Source organism: Dyella caseinilytica (genome assembly GCF_016865235.1).
Taxonomy (GTDB): domain Bacteria; phylum Pseudomonadota; class Gammaproteobacteria; order Xanthomonadales; family Rhodanobacteraceae; genus Dyella_B; species Dyella_B caseinilytica.
Genome location: NZ_CP064030.1, coordinates 1,852,780 through 1,874,295, shown reverse-complemented (window position 1 = coordinate 1,874,295; position 21,516 = coordinate 1,852,780). Strand labels below are relative to the sequence as shown.

Below are 21,516 nucleotides of genomic sequence, written 5' to 3'. Positions count from 1 at the left end.
GTTATCCGCCCTGTTTGCTGAAGCATAAACACAAAAAAACCGCCGGGACGAGCGGGTTTTGTATTAAGTCGACGGGGCTGCCGATCTTCTGCCAAGTGGCGCCCTTTTTCATGTTGGCTACGCATACAATTTCATATATTTCAATAAGATATAGTTGAACAGGTATAAACAACAAATGGAATTTCTAAGGCCACGCACAACGCTAATTCTGAGGTGTCGGGGACCCCGCCCTATATACCCCTATAGGAAGGACCCGTAAGATTTCATGGCCTTAGCCTGTAGCGTCTGCTCTCGACTCGAAGCGATCCCAAAAACAGCAATCGACGTCTGCCTTTGCGTCGATTGTTAGCCGAACGTGGGCCAGATAAAGTTTAAAGAGTTCAGTGCTTTAGGGGCTGCATTCAGCAAGTTCGCGCAGATGTATAACCGGACGTGCACATCCGTCCATTCGGTAGTTAGACCTTTTTGATACTTACGGACGTATCAGCATGGAAATCAAAGACCTCGCTGGGCTTAGCAAACCGCTTACTCGATTAATTGAGGTGATATCTCAAGGGATCGGTGCAGTGTCGCGTCCATACTTGATCCGAAGAACAGCAGACGCGAAAGCTCACGAAGTGCGCGTAATTGCTGCGGCTTTGAAAGATGTTGCTAACCAGCATCAACTCCCTGTTGTGTTCAAGGATGGAGAGGTTGAGCTTTGGCAAAAGCCCGAAGACAGAACCTTGCTATTGGATACCTCCAGTTGTGACGAGCGTACGGCGAGCCGTACTGACTACCGTGAACGTAAGCGTCAGAACAATGTTGAAAGCATCACCTCAGTAGCCGCTGCTGACCTTTTTGATCAAACAGAGGTTCCTGACCAACGCCCCGACGAAGACTGGATCAATAGATTTTTCAGTGCAGCAGAAGATGTGTCCTCCGAACAGATGCAAGAGCTTTGGGGCCGGATTTTATCTGGCGAAATCAAGAAGCCAGGCAGCTACTCGTTGAAGACGCTGGACTTCGTAAAAAACCTCACAAAAGAAGATGCGACCACGTTAGAGAAAATGTCAAAGCTCGCAGTCTTCTACCAAGGCGTAGCGATCCTCCCTAACCATGATGCAGAGTGGCTAAAGACAGAAAGAGACCTCTTCCCGGGCCACCATTTTGCTGCAGGCGAGCTTGGCGCCATGTACCCTACCGACCTAAATTACAGGGTTTTTCAAGATCCAAGCGTCAATCAAGCCGTGTTCGTTTCCGGGAATTTCGTGCTTATTGTTGACAGGGCTTCTATCACCAATGAGATCCAATTGCCGGTATGGAAATTCACGCGAATCGGACAAGAGATCCTGCAACTAATTCCACCGGACGGTGATGAGGCACACTTGGCTCAGTTAGGTAGATTCTTTGTCTCACGTAAAGCGACCGCGAAGTTGGCCAAAATAATCGAAAAGTTACCCAATGGTCAGATTCGGTTCCAAGATGCCAAAGACGTCCAACTGCCTGCAGACAAGGTCTAACAACTTGTTCAAAGCGGACGCCTCCGGCGCCGCTCAACTCTAGCATTGGATTACATTCACACCATGACCAACGCCAAATAGTTGGTACGCGCACAAAGCGCTTAAGTCCCAACGGTTTCAAGGCATGCGTGACCAAGTGACCAACTTTTCTATACGTCCGTAGATTCCGCTACGTCATGGCACTACCGCAGCACTCATTACATATAGAAGCTTTCCCTAAACAGTTGGTCACTTGGTCACGATAAGCATTGAATTCTCTTCACATCAGTAGCTTGCGAGCTCGACCAACTCACTGACCAAGTGGTGACCAACTGGAATTGGTCACCATCGACGCGTTCAAAGTGGGCTGTCATTGAATCGCGCGCACGGTACCGTGAATTGCCGACCCGCATTCGTCCGCCTAGGTTCGCCAAAAAGTGCACGTAACGCTTTAGCCGCTTCGTTGAGGTTGACTTTTGTTGGCCGATCAAACCCGATTTCTAGCAATACTTCGCTAGTTGTCATTGGTCTACGCGGAGCAGATGCGGGAGTGTTCCCGTACTTCGAAGCGATTAGCTCGCCGATCGGGTCTGTTACTTGGTGCAAGCCGTTTAAACGCTCTAGGCGCACCTCTTCATCCCCATCCAACCACCAGCGTTCCCCGCTTTCGTACCACGTCGCAGCTTCTGCCCAAAGTTGTTGCATGTCGATGGCATGGCTATGGTTGATGGCTGCAACAGGGATTGTCCACCAGCGCACATTGCCGGTGTCGTCGGCAAGGAACTGCTCAGGATTCACACTGGCGAAAAACACGGTGCGGCGCGGGGCTTTATCCTCGGCACGAGCATAGGGGCGGCGGAACTGATCGCAATCTTGGCTTATGAAACCCTTTAGGCGCGCAATGTCGGCACGGCGCAGTGTTCCGTCAAGTTCGCCAATTTCCACCAGCCAATGACTGACGGCCGATATCACAGTGTCTTTGTTTTGCGGGTCGATCATAGCGTCGACCTTGATTAGGTCGCGCATGCTGGCAGGCACGAGCGAGCGGAACCACGATGTTTTACCCACGGACTGCGCACCCTGAAACACGAGGACGCCCTTAGACATAAAGCCAGACGGTTTAAGAGCGGCAGCTACGGCAGATATCAACCAGCGGCGTAGCAACACTACCCATAAGTCAAAGTCGTATCCCTCGCGCAACTCCACGGTCGCGAGCAAGTCACCAAAGCGAGACTGTCCATCCCACGGCCGCGATCGAATGAAGTCAGCGACCGGGTTCCACAGGTTTTCAGGCATGTTGCTTACGTGGATCAGATGTTCTGCCACGTCTTGTTTAGGTAGGCAGTTCTTGGCGCACAGGCTACGCACGGTCGCCAGCGCAATACTTTGCTGATTCTCTGCCATCGCGGTCATGCCGGGATAGTTGACGTCTATGCGCTTGCGGATCACGTCATAGCGCACTGTAAAGCCGTAATGGCTAAGCATGTGTTGCATGTTGGTGACTGTATCCTGCGGACGACCTTGCGTGTTCACGTCGGGCCAACTGGTGAAACCGACGGGCTGCATCCGATGAACGTCTACTTGCTTGCGCCGGCCGATCGGAGAAAGCTCTCCGGCCAGGGTGAGCAACTCACGCACGGCTTCAGCACCATGTTCTGCCGCGTAATCATTCCAGTCTTGCCCCGTTGTGGGCGGCATAACCCAAGGTAGACCCGTGGCATCGGCAGCCTTCTGCCCTACTCCACTTTCGTCGTTGTCGGCTGCCACGCCGAACAACTGCCCGCGCAGTAAGTCAGCAACTTGCTTCAGGCTCCCCGCATCGAACGCAACTACTACAGGTTGAGCGGTCGCCGCATGCACGCTGGCGCCGGTGGCGTAGCCTTCAACAAGCCACGCTTTACCTTCACCACCGAAACGATAGAAACATCCACGCTTTTCACCGCCAACTAGATAGAACTTGGCACCGTTATCGGTAATGCGCTGTAGGCTGACCAGTTCGCCGTGCGAGTTTTGGATGGGGATCAACAAATCGCCAATGCGGACGCCGTTACTATCGTTACGCGCCACGCGCAGGCCGTGCGATTGCACCCCCTTGGCACGCAGATAGGGATGGTCGGAAGCCGACGCCGCTGCCTGCCATGCGGCGTTGGCCTCCTTTGCAGCCTCGGCATGGCGTAGTTTTTGGGCGCGCTCGCGCTCGACGCGCGCCAGTTCCACACGGCGCTTTTGCTCTGCACGTTCGGCTGGGGTCAGCTCAGAATCACGCTTCGCGCACCAACTGTGCGACTCGCCGGTTTTCCAACTGCCAAACTCGCCAGCCGGAATGCCGTCTCCATGCAGGACCGCCCAGCCGTTTAGAGTGCCTTTGTTATCACCGTCAACGTGGAAGCGGATAAGCTGGCCGTCATCGCTGATACCACCACGATTCAGAACGGGGACGATGTTCGCCGCATGCATCGCGGCCTCAAACTGGCGCACCACATCAACGGCCCCGTAGCTCTGCCCCGCACTCATGCCGCAGTCTCCGGCCATGTATGGGCAATAGCCGCCTTGCAGAATGCGCGCATATCATCGGTGCAGTACCTCGTGCCAATCCCTGCGTAGCGGGCATGCTGCTTAAGCATCAGTGGAAGCGTGTAATGCCAGTCGGTGTGGACCCCGCGCATGCATACTGCGTGGGCGGCGATTGCCGTGCAAACATGTCGCACCTGCTCTTTCGCCGATTTAGCGTGCACGATGGCAGACCAGTAAACGTGCATCGCGTCGCGCAATTCCACACCAGTTAAGTGCTCAATGGTTGCGCACAAGGCCGGGATAAAATGCATGTAGTCACTAATTCGGCAGGCGCTGTGTTGTTTTGCGGCCTGAATAGCATTTTTAAGAGTAGTCGGACGGCTGGTCGAATGGGCCTTTCGTTTCTGCGGGATCATGCAGCCCTTCCCGCCTGAGATTCGGCAAAAGCCAGCACATCGGCGTATCGCCAACGAGTACATCCAGGGGAGAGATGAATAGCCTTGGGTGCCTTATTTAACTGACACCAGCTCCACCATGTGCTGCGAGAGATTGACAAGATTCGCGCCGCTTCGTTGGCGCTTACATACTGAGGGGTAACTATTGATTGCATGTGAGTTGTACCGATCCGTATTGATTGCTACGGAAACGGATTCTGGACATCAAAATGAAAGCGAACTCAGCGCCCTTTCATTTTTTTAATGCCAGAGGCATTCAGGACAACTGCAATACGTTGCCTCGAAAGATCAGACCTCTCAGCAAGAATGCCAGTTAATTTATGAGAAGGGATTCCGTCCTTAAGAAGTTTGCGCGCCGTTTCGCATATCTTTTGATGATCATCGCGGACCCTCTTTTTGTTGACCACGGCGGTTTTCTTTCCACCGGCCGATTGCCACCTTAGAAGTGCGTTTGCTATGTCCGTCTGCTCCAACTTTGATACAAGCCTGAGAAGAGTCAGCCCATCCATCGGCTCAATTAAACAGAGCTCTCCCACAGTCACTTCGTCCTGACATCGCAACATATCGATAAATTGTTGTACGCGCTCGTCCCTTTCGTGCCAAGGAGCGAAAGGCTTCCACTGCTTTTTCGTCATAGTGGGACCTGAATTAGTCGCCGCTCCTTTAACCTGTTTTACAGCCTGCTTTGCAGTTGATTTTATGTACGACTTCGCCACGCCTTTACCTATTCTCGTGCTGGACGCGCAAACATGAGGCCACCTTGCGGCGGCCTCATGGCATTGATTGTCACCTGAGTATTAGACGACTAGAACGTAGCAGGCTGAAGAATTGCACGCTCCGCAAACATCAGTCCTCGCCGCAAAGCGCGCTCTGCCTCGTCCAACCACGTGAGCGCATCAGCCTCCGCCAATCGTTCAATCTCGTTACGATCAAATGCTTCCACGGCTGCATCGTGTTGCGCTGCCACGCGCTGCTCAATGTCAATTAACAGCGATCGTGCAGCCAATCTCAGCGCATGCAATTGCTGCGTCAGGTCCACTGGCTCTATTGTTTGCATCTGCATACACGCTCCCTTTCCTTCGTTGATGGCAGTCAGCCTGCCTTGCTCTTGAATGCAATTACTTGACCGCCAGCACGCAAGCCATCCAAATAATCGGCCCACGCCTGCATCATCCGTTTACGATCTTCTAGGTATTTCGCGGCGTAGTTGTAAGCACCTTTGACCTCGTTAGGCTCAGCGTGTGCCAGTTGGCGCTCGATAGCGCGTTCGTCCCAGCCCATCTCGTTTAAACGGCTAGACGCCATTGCGCGAAAGCCGTGGCCCGTCATCGTGTCACCGTCATAGCCAAGACCTCGCAAGGCGATGTTTACTGTGTTCTCGCTCATTTGGCGGCTGGCGCCGCGCAAGCTTGGGAACACGTAGCGTCCATGTCCAGTAAGTGGGTGCAGGTCTCGCAGGATCGCAATGGCTTGCGCGGATAGCGGTACAAGGTGATCGGCTTTCATCTTCATGCGCGCGGCAGGAATACGCCACATTGCGCCGTCGAAGTCGATTTCCGACCAATCCGCACCGCGCAGCTCGCCTGGGCGTACGAACACCAGCGGCGCCAGCTTCAATGCAGCGTGGGTAACGGGCTGGCCGGTAAAGCCGTCGATATCGCGCAACAGCTGACCGATTTTCGCTGGATCAGTGATGGCGGCATGATGCTTGTGCTTTACCCGCTTGATGGCACCTCGCAGCGCGGCGGTTGGATCGTTATCAACCTTGCCTTCCAGAATAGCGAACCGAAAAACCTGCCCCGCTTTGATCTTGGCACGGCGCGCAGTTTCCTGTTTGCCCGCAGCTTCTATCTTGCGCAGGGCATCTAACAGCACTCGTGGCGTAATCGCAGCCAGCGGCAAGCCGCCGATTTCAGGAAACAGAAACGTCTCGAACAACCAGCGATTTTTGTTCGCAGTTACCTCCGCCACTCTTTCTTGCTCACGAGTCATCCATTCTCGAGTGACGGCTTCGAAGGTGTCAGCGGCGGCTTGATTGGCTTCGGCTCGCTGGCGCTTGGCTTCCTGCCTTTCGGCGCTAGGGTCTATGCCCTGCGCGACCAGCTTCCTCGCTTCGTCCCGTTTCTCGCGTGCTTCGGCAAGGCTAGTGTCCGGGTAGCCACCGAGCGCCAGCCGCTTTTCCTTACCATCCACCCGGTACTTGAGGCGGAACAGCTTACCGCCCGATGGGGACACCTCCAGGTACATCCCCTTTTCGTCGTACAGCCGATATGGCTTGTCGGCAGGCTTGGCCTGCTTGATGTCGAGGACGGTCAGGGGCATGGGGGCATTCCTTGCAAAGGACTGACGCAATTTCTTGCATTGCCCCCAAGTCTGCCCCCACAGAGGGGTGGATTGCAATGGATGCCCCCGGACTGATCCAGACGACTGGACAATAAAAAACCCGCCTAAGTAGCGGGTTTCTTTAGTCTTTTTGGTCTGTATTGGACCGGATCAGACTGCTTAATGGTGCCCAAGGGGGGACTCGAACCCCCACGACTTGCGTCGCTACCACCTCAAGGTAGTGCGTCTACCAATTCCGCCACCTGGGCAAGTGTTCTTTGTTTTAGTGCTTACTCGTCGATGCTGCTGCCGGAGCCGTGGCTACCGGGACTTCACCCTGCTGCGCCTTGGCCGGGGCTGGCTGGGCAGCGGGGACATCGCCGTTGCCTGCGGCCGGAACGGCGGGCGCCGGGATCGCTGCCTGTGGCTGGGCCGGGGCGGCAAGCTGCGCATTTTGCTGCGTTACGGGCTTGTTGCCAATACCCGCCATGACGCCGAGATCCTTGGTGACCTGCTGCTGACGAATGGCGCCGCCATTCATCTTCAGGTAGATACCCATGCCGAGGCTGAGCGCAAAGAACAGCGCGGCAAGCACGGCGGTAGAGCGCGACAGGAAGTTGGCCGAGCCGCGCGCGCCAAATACCGTGGACGAAGCGCCGGCACCAAAGCCGGAACCTGCATCGGCGCCAGCGCCGCGCTGCATCAGGATCAGCACGATCATGGCCGCAGCGATCAGGATGTAGAACACGCTGAAGATGACGAACATGGTGTCTCGCGTAGGATTCGGTATCGCTCAGTGAGCGGTGTTGCAGATGGCAAGGAAGTCGGTTGCGACGAGTGAAGCACCCCCGATCAGACCTCCATCCACGTCCGGCTGGGCGAAAAGCTCCGCAGCATTGGACGCTTTGACGCTGCCGCCGTAAAGCAGCCGGGTCAGACGGGCAATCATAGCATCACCTTGCGCAAGTTGGCTACGGATGAATGCATGCACGTTCTGTACCTGCTGCGGGGTGGCGGTGTGGCCGGTGCCGATGGCCCAGACGGGCTCGTAGGCGATGACGGCGGTGTCGAAGCTGGCCACACCATTGAGCGCCAGCACGGCCTGCAACTGGCGGACGATGACGGCCTCGGTTTCACCCGCCTCGCGCTGAGCCAGGGTCTCCCCCACACATAAGATGGGAGTGAGGCCGGCGGCACGGGCGGCGGCGAACTTGCAGGCGACCTGTTCATTGCTCTCGCCGTGGTACTGGCGCCGCTCGGAGTGGCCGACCAGGGTCCACTGGGCGCCGACATCGGCCACCATCGCGGCCGCGACTTCGCCGGTATAGGCACCCTGCCCTTCGTGCTCGCTCACGTCCTGCGCGCCGAAGGCCACGCCGGAACCGGCGTGCGTCGCAACAAGGCTGGCGAGGTACGGAAAGGGTGGGCACACCAGCACGTCGACATCAGCGGGCTTGCCTTGGGCGATCTCGTGCACCAGAGCTGCGGCCATCGAGTGGCTGCCGTGCATTTTCCAGTTACCGGCCACGAGTTTCTTGCGCATGAGTGCGTCCACTGCAATGAAAGCTGGCAAGCTTAACCAGCGCGCATCGTGAACAGCAACGCGCTTTAACGTGATTATTCATTTCACTCGATCTAAGGAACGTTTCCATGTCCCAAGCACGTCCGCTCAGCCTGATTACGGGTGCCTCCGCCGGTATTGGCACGGCGTTTGCCCGAGCACTCGCTGCCCGCGGCCATGATGTGGTGCTGACGGCACGGCGTACGGAACGCCTGGAAACGCTCGCGACAGAACTGCGCACCACGCATGGCATCAACGCGACGGTGATCACCAACGACCTAGCCGATCCGCATGCCGTGGAACAGGTGTGCCAGACACTGGATGAACGCGGTTTACAGGTGGATTGGCTGATCAACAATGCCGGTTATGGCGTGCCTGGACGTTTCGATCAGGTGGATTGGCCGGTGCATGCGGATTTTTTTCGCGTGCTGATGACGGCACCGACGGAACTGGCGTGGCGTTTGATTCGCGGTATGCGTGAACGTCGTTACGGACGCATTGTGAATGTCGCATCGCTTGCCGGCCATGTGCCCGGTACGGCGGGACACACGCTGTATGCAGCAAGCAAGGCGTACATGATTAAGTTTTCGCAATCGCTGGCGCTGGAGAACAAGGCGGTAGGCGTACATGCGTGCGCGCTGTGTCCCGGCTTCACCAAATCCGAGTTCCATGATGTGACAGGCACGCGGTCGATGATGAACAAATTGCCAGCGTATATGTGGCAGACGGCGGAGCAAGTGGTGCAGGAAGGTATCGATGCGGTGGAGCGTGGCGATGCGGTTTATGTCACTGGGCGCTTCAATCGCGCGGTGAAGAGTTTGTTCAAGCTGATGCCGGACAGGATGGCGTTGACGTTGTCGGCGAAGCAATCGAAGCGGTACCGAACACAAGACAAAAGATAGCCCACAGCTATCTGACAGGTGTCCATAACCGCTCCGATGTAGCCTTCTCGCTGGCCACGGCCGAGGCGCGCTGCAGACTGCCGAGGGCACCTAAACGAGAGCCCGCAACGTGTGCAGGTAGGCATCGCTACACGAGTCCTTTGATCCATTATCTTCCAGACGGCCGTCCCCTTGAACGGCTCTTCGCGCAGGAAGGCGGCCGTTAATTTGCTGATCTAGCGCGGCAACGCGTTCCACGGACCGGTGAAGTGACTGATGAGTGACTCAAGCATCAGATTGACGGTTTCTGATTGCCTTCACGAGCGCGAACGCGCCCAAGATCGCAACACCAATACACAGTGCCGATAGGCTCAATGTGAACAATTCCAGAGGCCACACCTGAGAACTATCTGGCGGAAAGTCCAGTACTGAATGTTTCGGTTCAGCGGGGTCGTAGTAGACGGAGACAGAGCTTCCAACTGGTCTCGTGTATTCATCAGCTTCGGCGCGCTGCCTGGATGAGAACATATGAACGAAATAAGCATTGTTCAGCGCGGTGCTTTTAGCCTCATATTTTTGTCCATTTACTGAATATGAGTAGGTCCAGCCAGTCTCCCAATTGACGTGACGGCTCATAGCTTCGTGAACGTATGCGGTCTCTATCGTCCCGTCAGTCGATGCCCAGTGTTGCTCGACATTTTGCCAGTGCCAGCCATCAAAAACTCCGTACCCCAGCCACCCGCCACCTATCGCAAAAACAAGCATATACAGCGCAATAACCCCCTTGCGTACCGGCTGCTTCGTAACCTGCGCCTCACTAGATGGTAAATCACTCATTTACAACTCTTCATGGGGTTTGAGTATGGGTTGCGTGGCGGGACACGCCCCGTCCCGCCGAACGCAACACTAGCAGCGTTGGATGCTTGGAGTCTGCCACCACTATGAGTGCGAGCAGGACATACTTTTAAGTTGTGTTCTATGGCAAGGCGCACATGATCAAGTTGCGGTATCGGGCACAGGACTCGACGCACTGACCCTTCATCTCAACCTGCGAACTGAGTGGGTTTTCATGGAGGTGAGGCCAACACCCCCTTTCCAGCCCTCCACCATACGCATGGGAGGGAGCCGTTTACCGCATTTGTGCGAGTTAGCTGCCAATCCAGCGCGCGAGCACGAATGCGGCGGCGGATGCGAGGCCGCCGACCAGCATGGTCTGCACTGCGCCGCGCAGCATGCCGATACCGGTGAAGCGGCTCTTGGCTGCACCGAACAAGCCAAGTGCGATCAATGTGCCGATGATCGACACGCGCAACGCGGACTGCAGTCCTTCGATCAGCATGTAAGGCGCCAGCGGCACGAGGCCGCCGATGATGTAGGCGCCGCCGATGGTCAAGGCGCTGCGCAGTGCGCGTCCGGGCTCGGGTTTTTCCAGCCCGAGTTCGAAACGCATCATGAAATCCACCCAGGCGTCATGGTCTTGGTGGAAATGGGTGAGCACCGGTTTGCAAGCTTCGCGGTCGAGGCCGTATTGGGCGAAGATCTGCACGATTTCCAGTTCTTCTTCGCGCGCTAATTCGCGCACTTCCCGCACTTCGCGGCGGCGTTCGGCGGCGTAGTGATCGGCATCGCCACGTGCTGCCAGGTAGCCGCCAAGACCCATGGCGATGGCGCCGGCCGCGATTTCTGCCACGCCTGCCACCACCACAACTCTGCTGGCTACGGCGGCGCCGGAGAGGCCTGCGGCAAGTGCGAAAGGCACGGTGAGGCCGTCGGCCATGCCGATAACCAGATCGCGCACCACGTCGGATGACGTGAAGTGTTTTTCGGTGTGGTGATGTTTAGCAGCCATGATGACGCTCCGTGGAACGGCGCTAATGTAGCGACTAGTGTTGAGGGATGTGCGCAATGAGAAGCGCACGCATTGCGGTTTGCGATACGCGTTTACGCAGGCGTGGCTTGAACTGGCGCTTTGAATGCCATAGTGCCTCACTGTCGTCCCGGCTTGCGGGACGACAGTGAGGCAAGTTTGAAACTATGGACGAGATCGACGCGGCAATCAGATCAACTTGATTTCACGCAACCGCTGCATCAGGTAATCGTGCGAGCTGATGGCCGTGTCGTAACGGCGTGGGTTGTCGGGAGTAATGCACTGTGGCAGCGGGTCGAGCATCACATCCGGATTCGGATGCAGGAAGTACGGCACCGAATAACGCGGCTTGCGGGCATTGTCGTTCTGCGGATTCACAACCCGGTGCGTGGTGGATGGGTACACGTGGTTGCTCAGGCGCTGCAGCATGTCGCCGATGTTCACCACGATGGCATCGCCTTCGGTGGTGATGGGCAGCCAGTTGCCTTCGCGGGTGAGTACTTCCAGACCTTCGGCGCTGGCGCCGACCAGCAGGGTAATGAAGTTGATGTCCTCGTGAGCGCCGGCACGCACGTTGGGGATATTTTCTTCGGTGATCGGCGGGTAGTGGATCGGGCGCAGGATGGAGTTGCCCTGGTCGATCTTGGCCTCGAAGTAGTCTTCGGGCAGATCGATGTGCAAGGCGAGCGCACGCAATACGCGACTGCCGAGCAGATCCAGCGCCTGGAACAGCTCGTAGCCGTATTCATGGAAACCGGGCACTTCGGCTGGCCAGATGTTCGGTGGCATCACATCGGCGAACTTCGAATCGCGCTGAATTTCTCGGCCGATGTGCCAGAACTCTTTGAGATCGGGATAGCGGCTGTCCTTGGCCGTTTCGATCTTGAATGGCGTATAGCCACGCGCGCCACCGGTGCCGGGCACGTGATACTTCATCTTGGTTTCGCCGGGCAGCGCAAAGAAGCGCTGGAAAGCGTCGTAGGCACCGTCGATCAATGGCGGCGCGATGCCGTGACCGCTGATGCAGCAGAAACCGAATTCGCGATACGCGGCGCCGATTTCAGCCACAAATGCCTTGCGGTCGGTATCAAATCGGCGAATGTCGAGGGTCGGAACCCCTTTAATAGGTGCGCTGTTGGGCGTGTCCATGATTGCTTCCACAGGTTGGCGTGCGGTCTATTTGTGTTCCGCCACCGCAGGGGCGGTGCACGTCGGGCCTTAGGAATCTGTCTGGATGACGCGTAGACAGGTTCCACTCCATGGCGACCTGGGTTCTGGCTGTAGCGCTGCCGGTTTCGGGCTACGCGCTACTGGTTCACGAGCGTTCGGCTGTGGATTTTACGACGGCGGCGAGCTGTTCTGCCAAGTGCCTGACTTCCGCCGCGTCGGCAGCCTCTACGGTGACGCGGACCATCGGTTCGGTGCCCGAAGCACGCAGCACCACGCGGCCACGGCCCTGCAGGGCCTTTTCGGTGTCGGCCAATGCCTGCTGAACGGCGTCGCTGTTCAACGCTTCCCGGGCGCCGGGAGCGCGCACATTGATCATCACCTGCGGCAGCTTGTGCAAGCCCTGGCGGGCGGTGGCCAGATCCTGCCCTTCCAGCTTCAGCGCTTCGAGCACGGCCAGCGCCGCGACGATGCCGTCGCCGGTGGTGGCACGGTCCAGGCACAGCAAATGGCCGGAGGTTTCGCCGCCCAGCACGCCATCGTGTTCCTTCAGCTTCTGCAGCACGAAGCGGTCGCCGACGTTGGCGCGAATCAGATCGACGCTCAATTCCGCCAGCGCCAAATGCAAACCGAAGTTGCTCATCAAGGTGCCGACGACCGGCCCCTTCAGCACGCCTCGCTTGAGCCAGCTGCGGGCGAGCACATAGAGCATGTCGTCGCCGTCACCCAGTACGCCGTTGTGATCGACCATTTGCACGCGATCGCCATCGCCATCGAACGCGAAGCCGATGTCGGCACGGTGCGCCAGCACTGCACTCTGCAGCGTCTGCGGGTGCATGGAACCAACGTCATGGTTGATGTTGAAACCGTCGGGCCGGTCGCCGATGACATGCAGTTCGGCACCCAGTTCGGCAAACACCTTCGGGGCAACCTGATAAGTAGCGCCGTGCGCGCAATCAAGCACGATCTTCATGCCGGCGAGGCTGAAATCCTCGGGCACTGTAGATTTGCAGAACTCGGCGTAGCGAGTGATGGCGTCGGTGACGCGCACGACTTTGCCGAGGTTTTCGGAATCGACGGTGGTGAATTCGGCTTCGACTTCGCGCTCGATCGCTTCCTCGATCTCGTCGGAGAGTTTCTCGCCGTGGGTGGAGAAGAACTTGATGCCGTTGTCGTGGTGCGGGTTGTGCGAGGCGCTGATCACGATGCCGGCATCGGCGCGCAGACTGCGCGTGAGGTAGGCCACGGCAGGGGTCGGCATCGGGCCGAACAGGCGAACATCTGCGCCCGCAGCGGCCAGACCCGCTTCCAGTGCGGATTCGAACATGTAGCCGGAAACGCGGGTGTCTTTGCCAATCAATACCAGCGGACGGCCTGACGTCTTCTTCTGCTTGCTGAGCACCACGCCGAGGGCACGCCCGAGACGCAGCATGAAATCCGCGCTGATCGGCCATTGCCCAACACGGCCGCGGATGCCATCGGTACCGAAGTATTTGCGTTGCGTCATTGAACGTCCTGCTTCACTGCTGATTTTTTCTTTTTACTTTTCACTCCCCCTGCTAGCAGAGGGAGGAGACGAGCTTAATCATCATCGGGCCAGCGTGGCACCTGGGGCACATCTTTGCGTTCAGGTTTGTCGCCCGATTGCACGGCATGCCAAACCTTCAACGCATCCACGGTGGCGGCAACATCATGCACCCGCACCATACGCGCACCCCGCTGTACCGCGATCAGCGCTGCAGTGACCGAGCCGGCGGCACGATCTGCCGCATGCTGGTGACCCGTGATGGCGCCGATCATCGACTTGCGCGACAGCCCGACATAGACGCCACTGCCCAGATCAGCGAAACGCTCCAACCGGCGCAGCAAGGCGAGGTTGTGTTCCAGATCCTTGCCGAAGCCGAAGCCCGGATCGACCATCACTTTGCGCCGGTCGATGCCGGCCAGTTCGCACGCGAACAGACGATCGGTGAGGAAGCGGTGCACTTCGCCCACGACGTCATCGTAATGCGGCGCTTCCTGCATACTGCGCGGCTCACCTTGCATATGCATCAGGCAGATGGGCACGCGCAGTTCCGCTGCGGCATCTATCGCGCCTTCCCGGCGCAACCCGTACACATCGTTGATCATGCCGGCGCCAGCAGCAACCGCTGCACGCATGACTTCCGGTTTGGAGGTGTCGACGGCGACCGGCAACGTGGTTCGTGCCACCAGTTGCTCGATTACCGGAATAACGCGCCGCAATTCGTCCTCGACAGAGACATCGTCGGCACCAGGGCGTGTCGATTCGCCCCCGATGTCGAGCATGTCAGCGCCCTCTTCCGCCAGGCGCAAGCTATGGGCGACCGCTGCATCGAGATCGGCAAACTGGCCGCCGTCGGAGAACGAATCGGGCGTAACATTGACGATGCCCACCACCCGCGGTCGATCCAATGTCAGCGGACGGCCGTTGCAATCGAGCACGGTAGCGAACAGATCCGTCGACATACCGCGTTACTCCGCGCCGCCGAGCGGCCCCATGAATTGACGGTAATAGCGCAGTTCGTCGATGGAGTCGCGGATGTCGGACAAGGCGGTGTGCGCCGAGTCTTTATTGAAACCGCGGCCGATCGTCGGCGCCCAGCGACGGGCGAGTTCCTTGAGCGTGGACACGTCAAGATTGCGATAGTGGAAGAAGCGCTCCAGCGAGGGCATTTGCCGATGCAGGAAGCGGCGATCCTGGCAGATCGAATTGCCACACATCGGCGACTTGCCCTGCATCACCCACGGCTTGAGAAATTCCACCGTGGCCCGCTCCGCCTCGGCGTGCGTAACGCTCGAGCTAGCCACCTGGTCCCACAGGCCAGAACGGCGGTGCTGGTTGCGGTTCCAAGTGTCCATCGCCTCCAGACGCATCAGGTCATGGCGTATCGCGAAGACCGGACCCTCGGCGAGGATCACCAGATCCTTGTCGGTGACGATGGTGGCGATTTCGAGAATCGAATCGTTGTCGGTATCCAGACCGGTCATTTCCAGGTCGATCCAGATAAGGTTGTCTTCGTTGGCTTGGCTCATGCGCCCTCCTGGAGGCGCAGTCTAGCAGAGCTGATCGATGGCTCCCCGTGCGATGATTTGCCCATGCAAACCCTCTTCTGGCACGACTACGAAACCTTCGGCACGGACGCGCGGCGGGATCGTCCCGTTCAATTTGCCGGCATCCGCACCAATCTGGAGCTGGAGATCATCGACGAACCGGTGATGTTCTACGGCAAACCGCCGCACGACATGCCGCCCGGCCCCATCTCTTGCCTGATCACCGGCATTACACCGCAAAAGGCCGAGCATGAAGGCCTGATCGAAGCGGACTTCGCCGCACGCGTGCACGAGCAGCTGGCGGCGCCTGGCACCTGCGGCGTGGGCTACAACTCGCTGCGCTTCGATGACGAATTCTCGCGGCAGCTGTTCTACCGTAACTTTTTCGAACCCTATGCACGCGAATGGGAAAACGGCAATTCGCGCTGGGATCTGATCGATCTGGTGCGGATGTGCGCCGCACTGCGGCCAGAGGGTATTGTCTGGCCGACGCATGAGGACGGCGCGCTGAGCTTCAAACTGGAGCACTTGGCTACCGCCAATCATCTGCAGCAGGAACGCGCGCACGATGCCTTGTCGGACGTGCATGCGCTGATCGATCTGGCACGGCTGATTCGCGTACGTCAGCCGCGGTTGTGGGACTGGCACTACGCATTGCGCCGCAAACAGCGCGTGTTCGAGCTGCTCGACGTCACCAACATGACGCCACTGGTACATGTGTCCTCGCGCTATCCCGCCAGCCGACGCTGCCTGGCCGTGATCGTGCCGCTGGCCGTGCATCCAAGCCGATCAGGTGAAATTATTGTGTACGACCTGGCGCAGGATCCGACCGATCTGCTCACGCTTGACGCTGAAGACATCGCCGATCGGATGTTTACGCCGCGCGCCGATCTGCCCGAGGGCGTGGAACGCATTCCGCTGCGCACCGTGCATGCCAACCGTTCCCCCGCCCTGGCGCCGTTGTCGGTGCTCAAAGGCGTGGATATGGAGCGCTTGCAGTTGGACCTCGATCGTTGCCTTGCGCATGCCGACACCCTACGTGCTGCAACGGGATTGGGCGAGAAGCTGCGTCGCGTCTTTCAGCAGGCGGCCGACCTGCCGCCGCCGGAAGACCCTGAACTCGCGTTGTACAGCGGCTTCCTGCCCGACGCCGACAAACGCCTGTTGCGCGAAGTGCGCGCCACGCCGGCCGAGCAACTGGCGCAGCGCGCGTTTGGTTTCCGTGACCCGCGCTATGCCGAACTGTTGTTCCGTTATCGCGCCCGCAATTGGCCTGATACCTTGACGCCCGATGAGCGCGCGCGCTGGGAGCATTTCCGCATCGAACGCCTCACACGCCCTACCCCGCTGACCTTATTGACGCTGGCCGATTACTTCGAGCAGCTTACCGCCTTGCGCAACGACCCCGCGCAAAGCGATAAATTGGCACTCCTGGACCAGTTGCAGGCCTGGGGCGAACAGCTCGCCGCCGAGGCCGGTATTGCCGCCTGACTTACGGATCTGAATTCATGCCGAGTGCTTATTTCACCCCTGCCACGTTCAAGTTCCTACGCGCCTTGGCACGCAACAACAATCGCGAATGGTTTCTGAAACACAAAGCTGAATACGAGAGGGATGTACGCGACCCCTTCCTGCAGCTGATTACCGATATGCAAGCGCCGCTGACGAAGATCAGCAAGCACTTCCGCGCCGATCCGCGCAAGAACGGCGGCTCATTGTTCCGCATTTATCGCGACACGCGCTTCTCCGGCGACAAGGAACCGTACAAGCCTTGGGCCAGTGCGCGCTTCTTTCACGAACGCCGGCATGAGATTCCGGCACCTTCGTTCTATCTGCATATCCAGCCGGGCGATTGCTTTATCGGCGGCGGCATGTGGCATCCGGAGCCGGATGCGTTGAAGCGCCTTCGCGCCTTTATTGCCGACAATCCCGCGGCCTGGAAGCGCGCGACGCAGAGCAAGGCATTCCGCGATCATTTCGAGTTCTGGGGAGAAGCGCTGACGCGTCCGCCGCGTGGCTATGACCCGGAGCATGAGCTGATCGAAGATCTGAAGCGCAAGGATTTCGCGGCAGGCGGAGGTTTCGAGGAATCGCTGGCGTGCTCGGCAGAGTTGTTGCCGTTTATGATCGAGAGCTACAAGCGGATTGCGCCGATGATTGATTATTTGTGCGCGTCGCAGGAGCTGGATTTCTAGCCTTGCGACAAACCATATCGAAGCAACGCTTCGAATACATATCTACGCAAGATTGCCCCCTCCCCCCAGCCCTCTCCCCGGTGGGGAGAGGGAGTATCGGCATTACGCCTCGGGGCGCATGTAGGGGAACAACAACACGTCGCGAATGGACGACGAGTTGGTAAGCAGCATCACCAGGCGATCGATTCCGACACCCAAGCCGCCGGTCGGCGGCAGGCCGACTTCCAGTGCACGGATGTAATCGGCGTCGAAATGCATGGCTTCGTCGTCGCCGGAATCCTTGGCATCGACCTGGGCCTGGAAGCGTGCGGCCTGATCTTCCGGATCGTTCAATTCGGAGAAGCCGTTGGCCAGTTCCTTGCCGTTGACGAAGAGTTCGAAGCGATCGGTAATGCCCTTGTCGGTGTCGTTCTCGCGGGCGAGCGGCGACACTTCGACAGGGTGATCAATGATGAAGGTCGGCTGCACCAGGGTGTGCTCGACCGTCTTCTCGAAGATTTCCAGCAGCAGCTTGCCCCAGCCATAGCCGGGCTTGACCTGGAGACCCAGACGCTTGGCGTGTGCGGCCATCGCTTCGCGATCACGCAACTCTTCGCGCTTGATCTCGGGGTTGAGTTCGAGCACGGCGTCTTCCATGCGCCAGCGGCGAAAGGCCGGACCGACATCGATACTGGCGCCTTCCCAGGCCAGCTGGGTCGTGCCGAGTACGTTCTTCGCCGTTTCACGAATCACACTCTCGGTGATGTCCATGATCTCGTGATAGGTGGCGTAAGCCTGGTACAGCTCCAGCATGGTGAATTCGGGGTTGTGCCGGGTGGACACGCCCTCGTTACGGAAGTTGCGGTTGATTTCGTAGACGCGATCGAAACCGCCCACCACCAGACGCTTCAGGTACAACTCCGGCGCTACGCGCAGGTACAGATCCATATCCAGCGCGTTGTGATGCGTGACGAACGGGCGCGCGGTGGCGCCGCCGGGAATGACATGCATCATCGGCGTTTCCACTTCCATGAAGCGACGCGGCTCCGCTTCCAGCCACTTGCGGATAAAGCCGATGATCTTCGAACGCAGCGCAAAGGTACGGCGCGCTTCTTCGGTGACGATCAAATCCACATAGCGCTGCCGATAGCGCTGTTCCACGTCAGCCAGGCCATGCCACTTGTCCGGCAACGGGCGCAGACTCTTGGTGAGCAGGCGCAGGTGATTCACCTTCACCGACAGCTCGCCCGTCTTGGTGCGCATCAGCACGCCTTCCGCACCGACAATATCGCCCACGTCCCAGCCCTTGAAGGCTTCGTACACGTCACCTACCGTGCCGGCGTGGATGAACAGCTGGATGCGTCCACTGAAATCCTGCATCTGCACGAAGCTGACCTTGCCCTGCACGCGCTTGAGCACGATGCGGCCGGCAATCTTCACATGGCGTGCGGCGGCTTCGATAGCTTCGGCGGTATGCGCTTCCTTGTCGGCGAATTCCGTCTGCAAGTCGCCTGCAAAACTATCGACCTTGAAGTCGTTCGGAAAAGCGATGCCCTGCTCACGCAGCGCCTTGAGCTTCTCGCGGCGCTCGGCGATCAGCTTGTTCTCGTCGATGATCGGGTTGTCGGTAGATTCAGTCATGGAGATTCCATTTGCTGCCGACGCTCGTACTGGCTGCCGAACGCCTTGTTATGTATCGCTGTGGTTGCCCAACAACGCGGGGTGGTTTTCTTACCGAATAACGCTACGCGTCAATCGCCCTTGTGAAACACCTGTTTGACTGCATGCTTGGTCGCGTCCCAGCCCTCGCGCGTGCCGTGCGCAATACTGTGACCGACATCCGCAGCGCCATGCCCGACCGTCCTGGCGGCGTTCGCCGTACCATGCCCGACCGATTTGGCAACATGTGCAGTACCGTGTCCAACGTCGCGGGCACCGTTGCCGATCGCATGTCCAGCGTCCTTCGCATCCTGCTTGACGGTCTGGCCAGGTTGCGCATTGACCGGGTGACTGGACAACGCGAACACGAAGCACGTTAGCAGAATTGCGCAGATCTTCTTGCCGTTCATGCGGTGACTCCGTGTTCGGTGGTCAGGCACACCTATGATTTACGCATCGAGACGCTTGGCACCGGCATCCAGGCCAGATTTCAGGCTGGCTTCCACGAATTCGTCCAGGTCGCCATCGAGTACCTTTTGCGTATCCGTGCGCTCGATGCCGGTGCGCAGGTCCTTGATGCGGCTCTGGTCCAGTACGTAGTTGCGGATCTGGCTACCCCAGCCGATGTCGGACTTGGAGGCTTCCAGCGCGTCCTTTTCAGCATTGCGCTTTTGTATCTCCAACTCGTACAGCTTGGCTTTCAGCATCTTCATCGCGCGATCGCGGTTGGCATGCTGGCTGCGCTCGGTCTGGCAGGCCACTACCACGCCGCTGGGCATGTGGGTGATACGCACGGCCGATTCGGTCTTGTTGACGTGCTGGCCGCCGGCACCGGATGAGCGGTACACATCGGTCTTCAGGTCGGCCGGGTTGATCTCGATATCGATGTCGTCATCGACTTCCGGCGACACGAACACCGAGGTGAAGCTGGTGTGCCGACGGTTGTCGGAGTCGAACGGGCTCTTGCGCACCAGACGGTGCACACCGATTTCGGTCTTGAGCCAGCCATAGGCGTAATCGCCTTCCACGCGGAAGGTGGCGGACTTGATGCCGGCTACTTCGCCTGCACTCGCTTCCATCAGCTCGACCTTCCAGCCGCGCGATTCGCACCAACGCAAGTACATGCGCAGCAGCATTTCGGCCCAATCCTGTGCCTCGGTACCACCGGCGCCGGCCTGAATGTCAACGAAGGCGTTGGCCGAATCCATCTTGCCGGAGAACATGCGCTGGAATTCCAGCTTGCTGACGTGGCCATCGATCGCGGCCACGTCGCTGACCACGGAGTTCACCGTGGCATCGTCGCCGTCGGCGGCAGCCATTTCCAACAGTTCGCCAGCGTCGGCAAGGCCGGAGCTGATGCGGTCGATGCCGCTGACGATGGTGTCCAGGCGGGCGCGTTCGCGGCCCAGTTCCTGCGCGCGCGGCGGATCGTCCCAGACGTTGGGACTTTCCAGTTCGCGACTTACTTCTTCGAGGCGCTCACGCTTGGTGGCGTAGTCAAAGATACCCCCTAAGCGACTCGATGCGGTCCTTGAGATCCGCGATCTGCGCCAGGATCGGATTGGTTTCGATCATGTTGAGTTGAACCTGAGGTGGCGGGCGCCCATCTGGGCGCGAATCAAACGGTTATCGTAACAAACCGGCGGCGTAGCCGCCTAGCTGAACCGCGATCGCCCTGCCTCGTCCGTTACCCACCACTCAGCAGCATGCCACCCAGATTAAACAAGGCGTGGCACAGCATGCCCGGCAGCAGGCTGCCGCTGCGACGCTTCAATTCCCCGGTCAACACGCCAAGCACCATCGCGCCGGCGGCCACCACCACCGGAGCAACCCTCAAGTGGACCGCGCCGAACAACACGCCTATAGCCAGCGACGAGGCCACGCCGGCCAAGGCAGCACTGATCGCCCCGCTGGCAAGGCTCCTGGCAAGCGCCGACTGCAGCAGGCCACGAAAGACGGCTTCTTCCTGTATGGGCGCGCCGACCAGAAAGCACAGGTAGAGTTGCCACGGTGCGAGATTCAGGCCGCCGAGCATGCCCGTGTCGGCAAGATGAATCTCGATCAAGACGATCAAGGGACTCAGCACCACGCCCCATAGCAGCGCATACAGTAGATAGCGCCAGGCGGGCCATTGCCAGCCAAATGCTTCGGCACTTAACCAGCCACGATGGATGGCGATGGCCATCAGCACACAAGTCATGACCAGGCTGATGGCCATCAGTGTGGGCACCATGACAGTCATCGACAGGTGCAAGCCGAAGACAACGGCAAATGCCGGCAGATAGACGGCCAGATAGAGCAGCAGCGTCAACGCTGCCGAGCGCAATACCGTCCACAGCATCGGCTACTACCCGGAGCCAATC

The 21,516-nt window shown here is 58.6% G+C and carries 22 protein-coding genes and 1 tRNA gene; 4 read left to right on the top strand and 19 right to left on the bottom strand.

Going from position 1 to position 21,516, the window contains the following annotated elements; genetic code table 11:
• The first annotated feature begins 488 nt into the window (after window positions 1-488).
• On the top strand, window positions 489-1,502 hold the full coding sequence (locus tag ISN74_RS08280) for a DUF2806 domain-containing protein (protein WP_188798876.1): 1,014 nt from the start codon (window positions 489-491) through the stop codon (window positions 1,500-1,502).
• A gap of 336 nt (window positions 1,503-1,838) precedes the next feature.
• Here the strand turns inward: ISN74_RS08280 and ISN74_RS08275 are convergent, their stop codons facing one another.
• From ISN74_RS08275 to tpiA, 9 genes are all read right to left on the bottom strand, one after another.
• A complete protein-coding gene (locus tag ISN74_RS08275) occupies window positions 1,839-3,995 on the bottom strand; it encodes a VapE domain-containing protein (RefSeq protein WP_188798875.1) in 2,157 nt (718 codons plus the stop codon).
• Window positions 3,992-4,411, bottom strand: coding sequence for a hypothetical protein (locus tag ISN74_RS08270; RefSeq protein WP_188798874.1), 420 nt, complete (start codon window positions 4,409-4,411; stop codon window positions 3,992-3,994). Before ISN74_RS08270 ends, ISN74_RS08275 begins: the two co-directional genes overlap by 4 nt.
• Entirely contained in the window at window positions 4,408-4,605 is a 198-nt protein-coding gene (locus tag ISN74_RS21325; protein ID WP_188798873.1) for a helix-turn-helix transcriptional regulator, read from the bottom strand. Before ISN74_RS21325 ends, ISN74_RS08270 begins: the two co-directional genes overlap by 4 nt.
• Before the next feature lie 66 nt (window positions 4,606-4,671).
• Complete coding sequence (locus tag ISN74_RS08260) at window positions 4,672-5,166, bottom strand: hypothetical protein (RefSeq protein ID WP_188798872.1); 495 nt, start codon at window positions 5,164-5,166, stop codon at window positions 4,672-4,674.
• 89 nt (window positions 5,167-5,255) lie between these two features.
• Window positions 5,256-5,513 (bottom strand): hypothetical protein, encoded by a 258-nt coding sequence (locus tag ISN74_RS08255; protein ID WP_188798871.1) that lies wholly within the window; start codon window positions 5,511-5,513, stop codon window positions 5,256-5,258.
• Between the two features lie 29 nt (window positions 5,514-5,542).
• Window positions 5,543-6,772 (bottom strand): tyrosine-type recombinase/integrase, encoded by a 1,230-nt coding sequence (locus ISN74_RS08250; protein ID WP_188798870.1) that lies wholly within the window; start codon window positions 6,770-6,772, stop codon window positions 5,543-5,545.
• Between the two features lie 184 nt (window positions 6,773-6,956).
• Window positions 6,957-7,041, bottom strand: a tRNA-Leu gene (locus ISN74_RS08245).
• 14 nt (window positions 7,042-7,055) lie between these two features.
• A complete protein-coding gene (gene secG / locus ISN74_RS08240) occupies window positions 7,056-7,538 on the bottom strand; it encodes a preprotein translocase subunit SecG (RefSeq protein ID WP_188798869.1) in 483 nt (160 codons plus the stop codon).
• 27 nt (window positions 7,539-7,565) lie between these two features.
• Window positions 7,566-8,315, bottom strand: coding sequence for a triose-phosphate isomerase (gene tpiA / locus ISN74_RS08235; RefSeq protein WP_188798868.1), 750 nt, complete (start codon window positions 8,313-8,315; stop codon window positions 7,566-7,568).
• Between the two features lie 107 nt (window positions 8,316-8,422).
• On the opposite strand from tpiA, the gene ISN74_RS08230 reads away from it, so the two are divergent.
• Complete coding sequence (locus tag ISN74_RS08230) at window positions 8,423-9,235, top strand: SDR family NAD(P)-dependent oxidoreductase (protein WP_188798867.1); 813 nt, start codon at window positions 8,423-8,425, stop codon at window positions 9,233-9,235.
• Between the two features lie 264 nt (window positions 9,236-9,499).
• On the opposite strand, the gene ISN74_RS08225 is transcribed toward ISN74_RS08230, so the two are convergent.
• The 6 genes from ISN74_RS08225 to orn all read right to left on the bottom strand — a co-directional run bounded on the left by ISN74_RS08225 (window position 9,500) and on the right by orn (window position 15,302).
• Window positions 9,500-10,051, bottom strand: coding sequence for a DUF3592 domain-containing protein (locus tag ISN74_RS08225; protein WP_188798866.1), 552 nt, complete (start codon window positions 10,049-10,051; stop codon window positions 9,500-9,502).
• A 310-nt stretch (window positions 10,052-10,361) separates the two neighbouring features.
• Window positions 10,362-11,063 carry a VIT1/CCC1 transporter family protein gene (locus ISN74_RS08220; RefSeq protein ID WP_188798865.1) on the bottom strand — a complete coding sequence of 234 codons (702 nt, stop codon included), beginning with the start codon at window positions 11,061-11,063 and terminating at the stop codon, window positions 10,362-10,364.
• Window positions 11,064-11,270: 207 nt separating this feature from the next.
• Window positions 11,271-12,230, bottom strand: a complete 960-nt coding sequence (locus ISN74_RS08215; RefSeq protein ID WP_425488833.1) for an isopenicillin N synthase family dioxygenase — start codon at window positions 12,228-12,230, stop codon at window positions 11,271-11,273.
• A gap of 166 nt (window positions 12,231-12,396) precedes the next feature.
• Window positions 12,397-13,755: a phosphoglucosamine mutase gene (glmM, locus tag ISN74_RS08210; protein WP_188798864.1), complete on the bottom strand. Its 1,359-nt coding sequence runs from the start codon at window positions 13,753-13,755 to the stop codon at window positions 12,397-12,399.
• Window positions 13,756-13,829: 74 nt separating this feature from the next.
• Complete coding sequence (gene folP / locus ISN74_RS08205) at window positions 13,830-14,735, bottom strand: dihydropteroate synthase (RefSeq protein ID WP_188798863.1); 906 nt, start codon at window positions 14,733-14,735, stop codon at window positions 13,830-13,832.
• A gap of 6 nt (window positions 14,736-14,741) precedes the next feature.
• A complete protein-coding gene (gene orn / locus ISN74_RS08200; RefSeq protein ID WP_188798862.1) occupies window positions 14,742-15,302 on the bottom strand; it encodes an oligoribonuclease in 561 nt (186 codons plus the stop codon).
• Window positions 15,303-15,365: 63 nt separating this feature from the next.
• Between orn and sbcB the strand changes: the two genes are divergently transcribed.
• Together sbcB and ISN74_RS08190 are read left to right on the top strand one after the other, a co-directional pair.
• Complete coding sequence (sbcB, locus tag ISN74_RS08195) at window positions 15,366-16,811, top strand: exodeoxyribonuclease I (protein ID WP_188798861.1); 1,446 nt, start codon at window positions 15,366-15,368, stop codon at window positions 16,809-16,811.
• A 17-nt stretch (window positions 16,812-16,828) separates the two neighbouring features.
• The gene (locus tag ISN74_RS08190) at window positions 16,829-17,515 is read left to right on the top strand and encodes a DUF2461 domain-containing protein (RefSeq protein WP_188798860.1); all 687 of its coding nucleotides are present in this window, start codon (window positions 16,829-16,831) and stop codon (window positions 17,513-17,515) included.
• A gap of 102 nt (window positions 17,516-17,617) precedes the next feature.
• On the opposite strand, the gene lysS is transcribed toward ISN74_RS08190, so the two are convergent.
• The 4 genes from lysS to ISN74_RS08170 all read right to left on the bottom strand — a co-directional run bounded on the left by lysS (window position 17,618) and on the right by ISN74_RS08170 (window position 21,494).
• Complete coding sequence (lysS, locus tag ISN74_RS08185; RefSeq protein WP_188798859.1) at window positions 17,618-19,135, bottom strand: lysine--tRNA ligase; 1,518 nt, start codon at window positions 19,133-19,135, stop codon at window positions 17,618-17,620.
• A 110-nt stretch (window positions 19,136-19,245) separates the two neighbouring features.
• The gene (locus tag ISN74_RS08180; protein WP_188798858.1) at window positions 19,246-19,563 is read right to left on the bottom strand and encodes a hypothetical protein; all 318 of its coding nucleotides are present in this window, start codon (window positions 19,561-19,563) and stop codon (window positions 19,246-19,248) included.
• A 39-nt stretch (window positions 19,564-19,602) separates the two neighbouring features.
• Window positions 19,603-20,728 (bottom strand): peptide chain release factor 2 gene (prfB, locus tag ISN74_RS08175; RefSeq protein WP_188798857.1). Its coding sequence is split into 2 segments (ribosomal slippage): window positions 19,603-20,652 and window positions 20,654-20,728, totalling 1,125 coding nucleotides; the frame shifts between segments, so codons are not numbered across the junction.
• Window positions 20,729-20,840: 112 nt separating this feature from the next.
• Window positions 20,841-21,494 (bottom strand): CPBP family intramembrane glutamic endopeptidase, encoded by a 654-nt coding sequence (locus ISN74_RS08170; RefSeq protein ID WP_188798856.1) that lies wholly within the window; start codon window positions 21,492-21,494, stop codon window positions 20,841-20,843.
• Window positions 21,495-21,516: the final 22 nt, after the last annotated feature.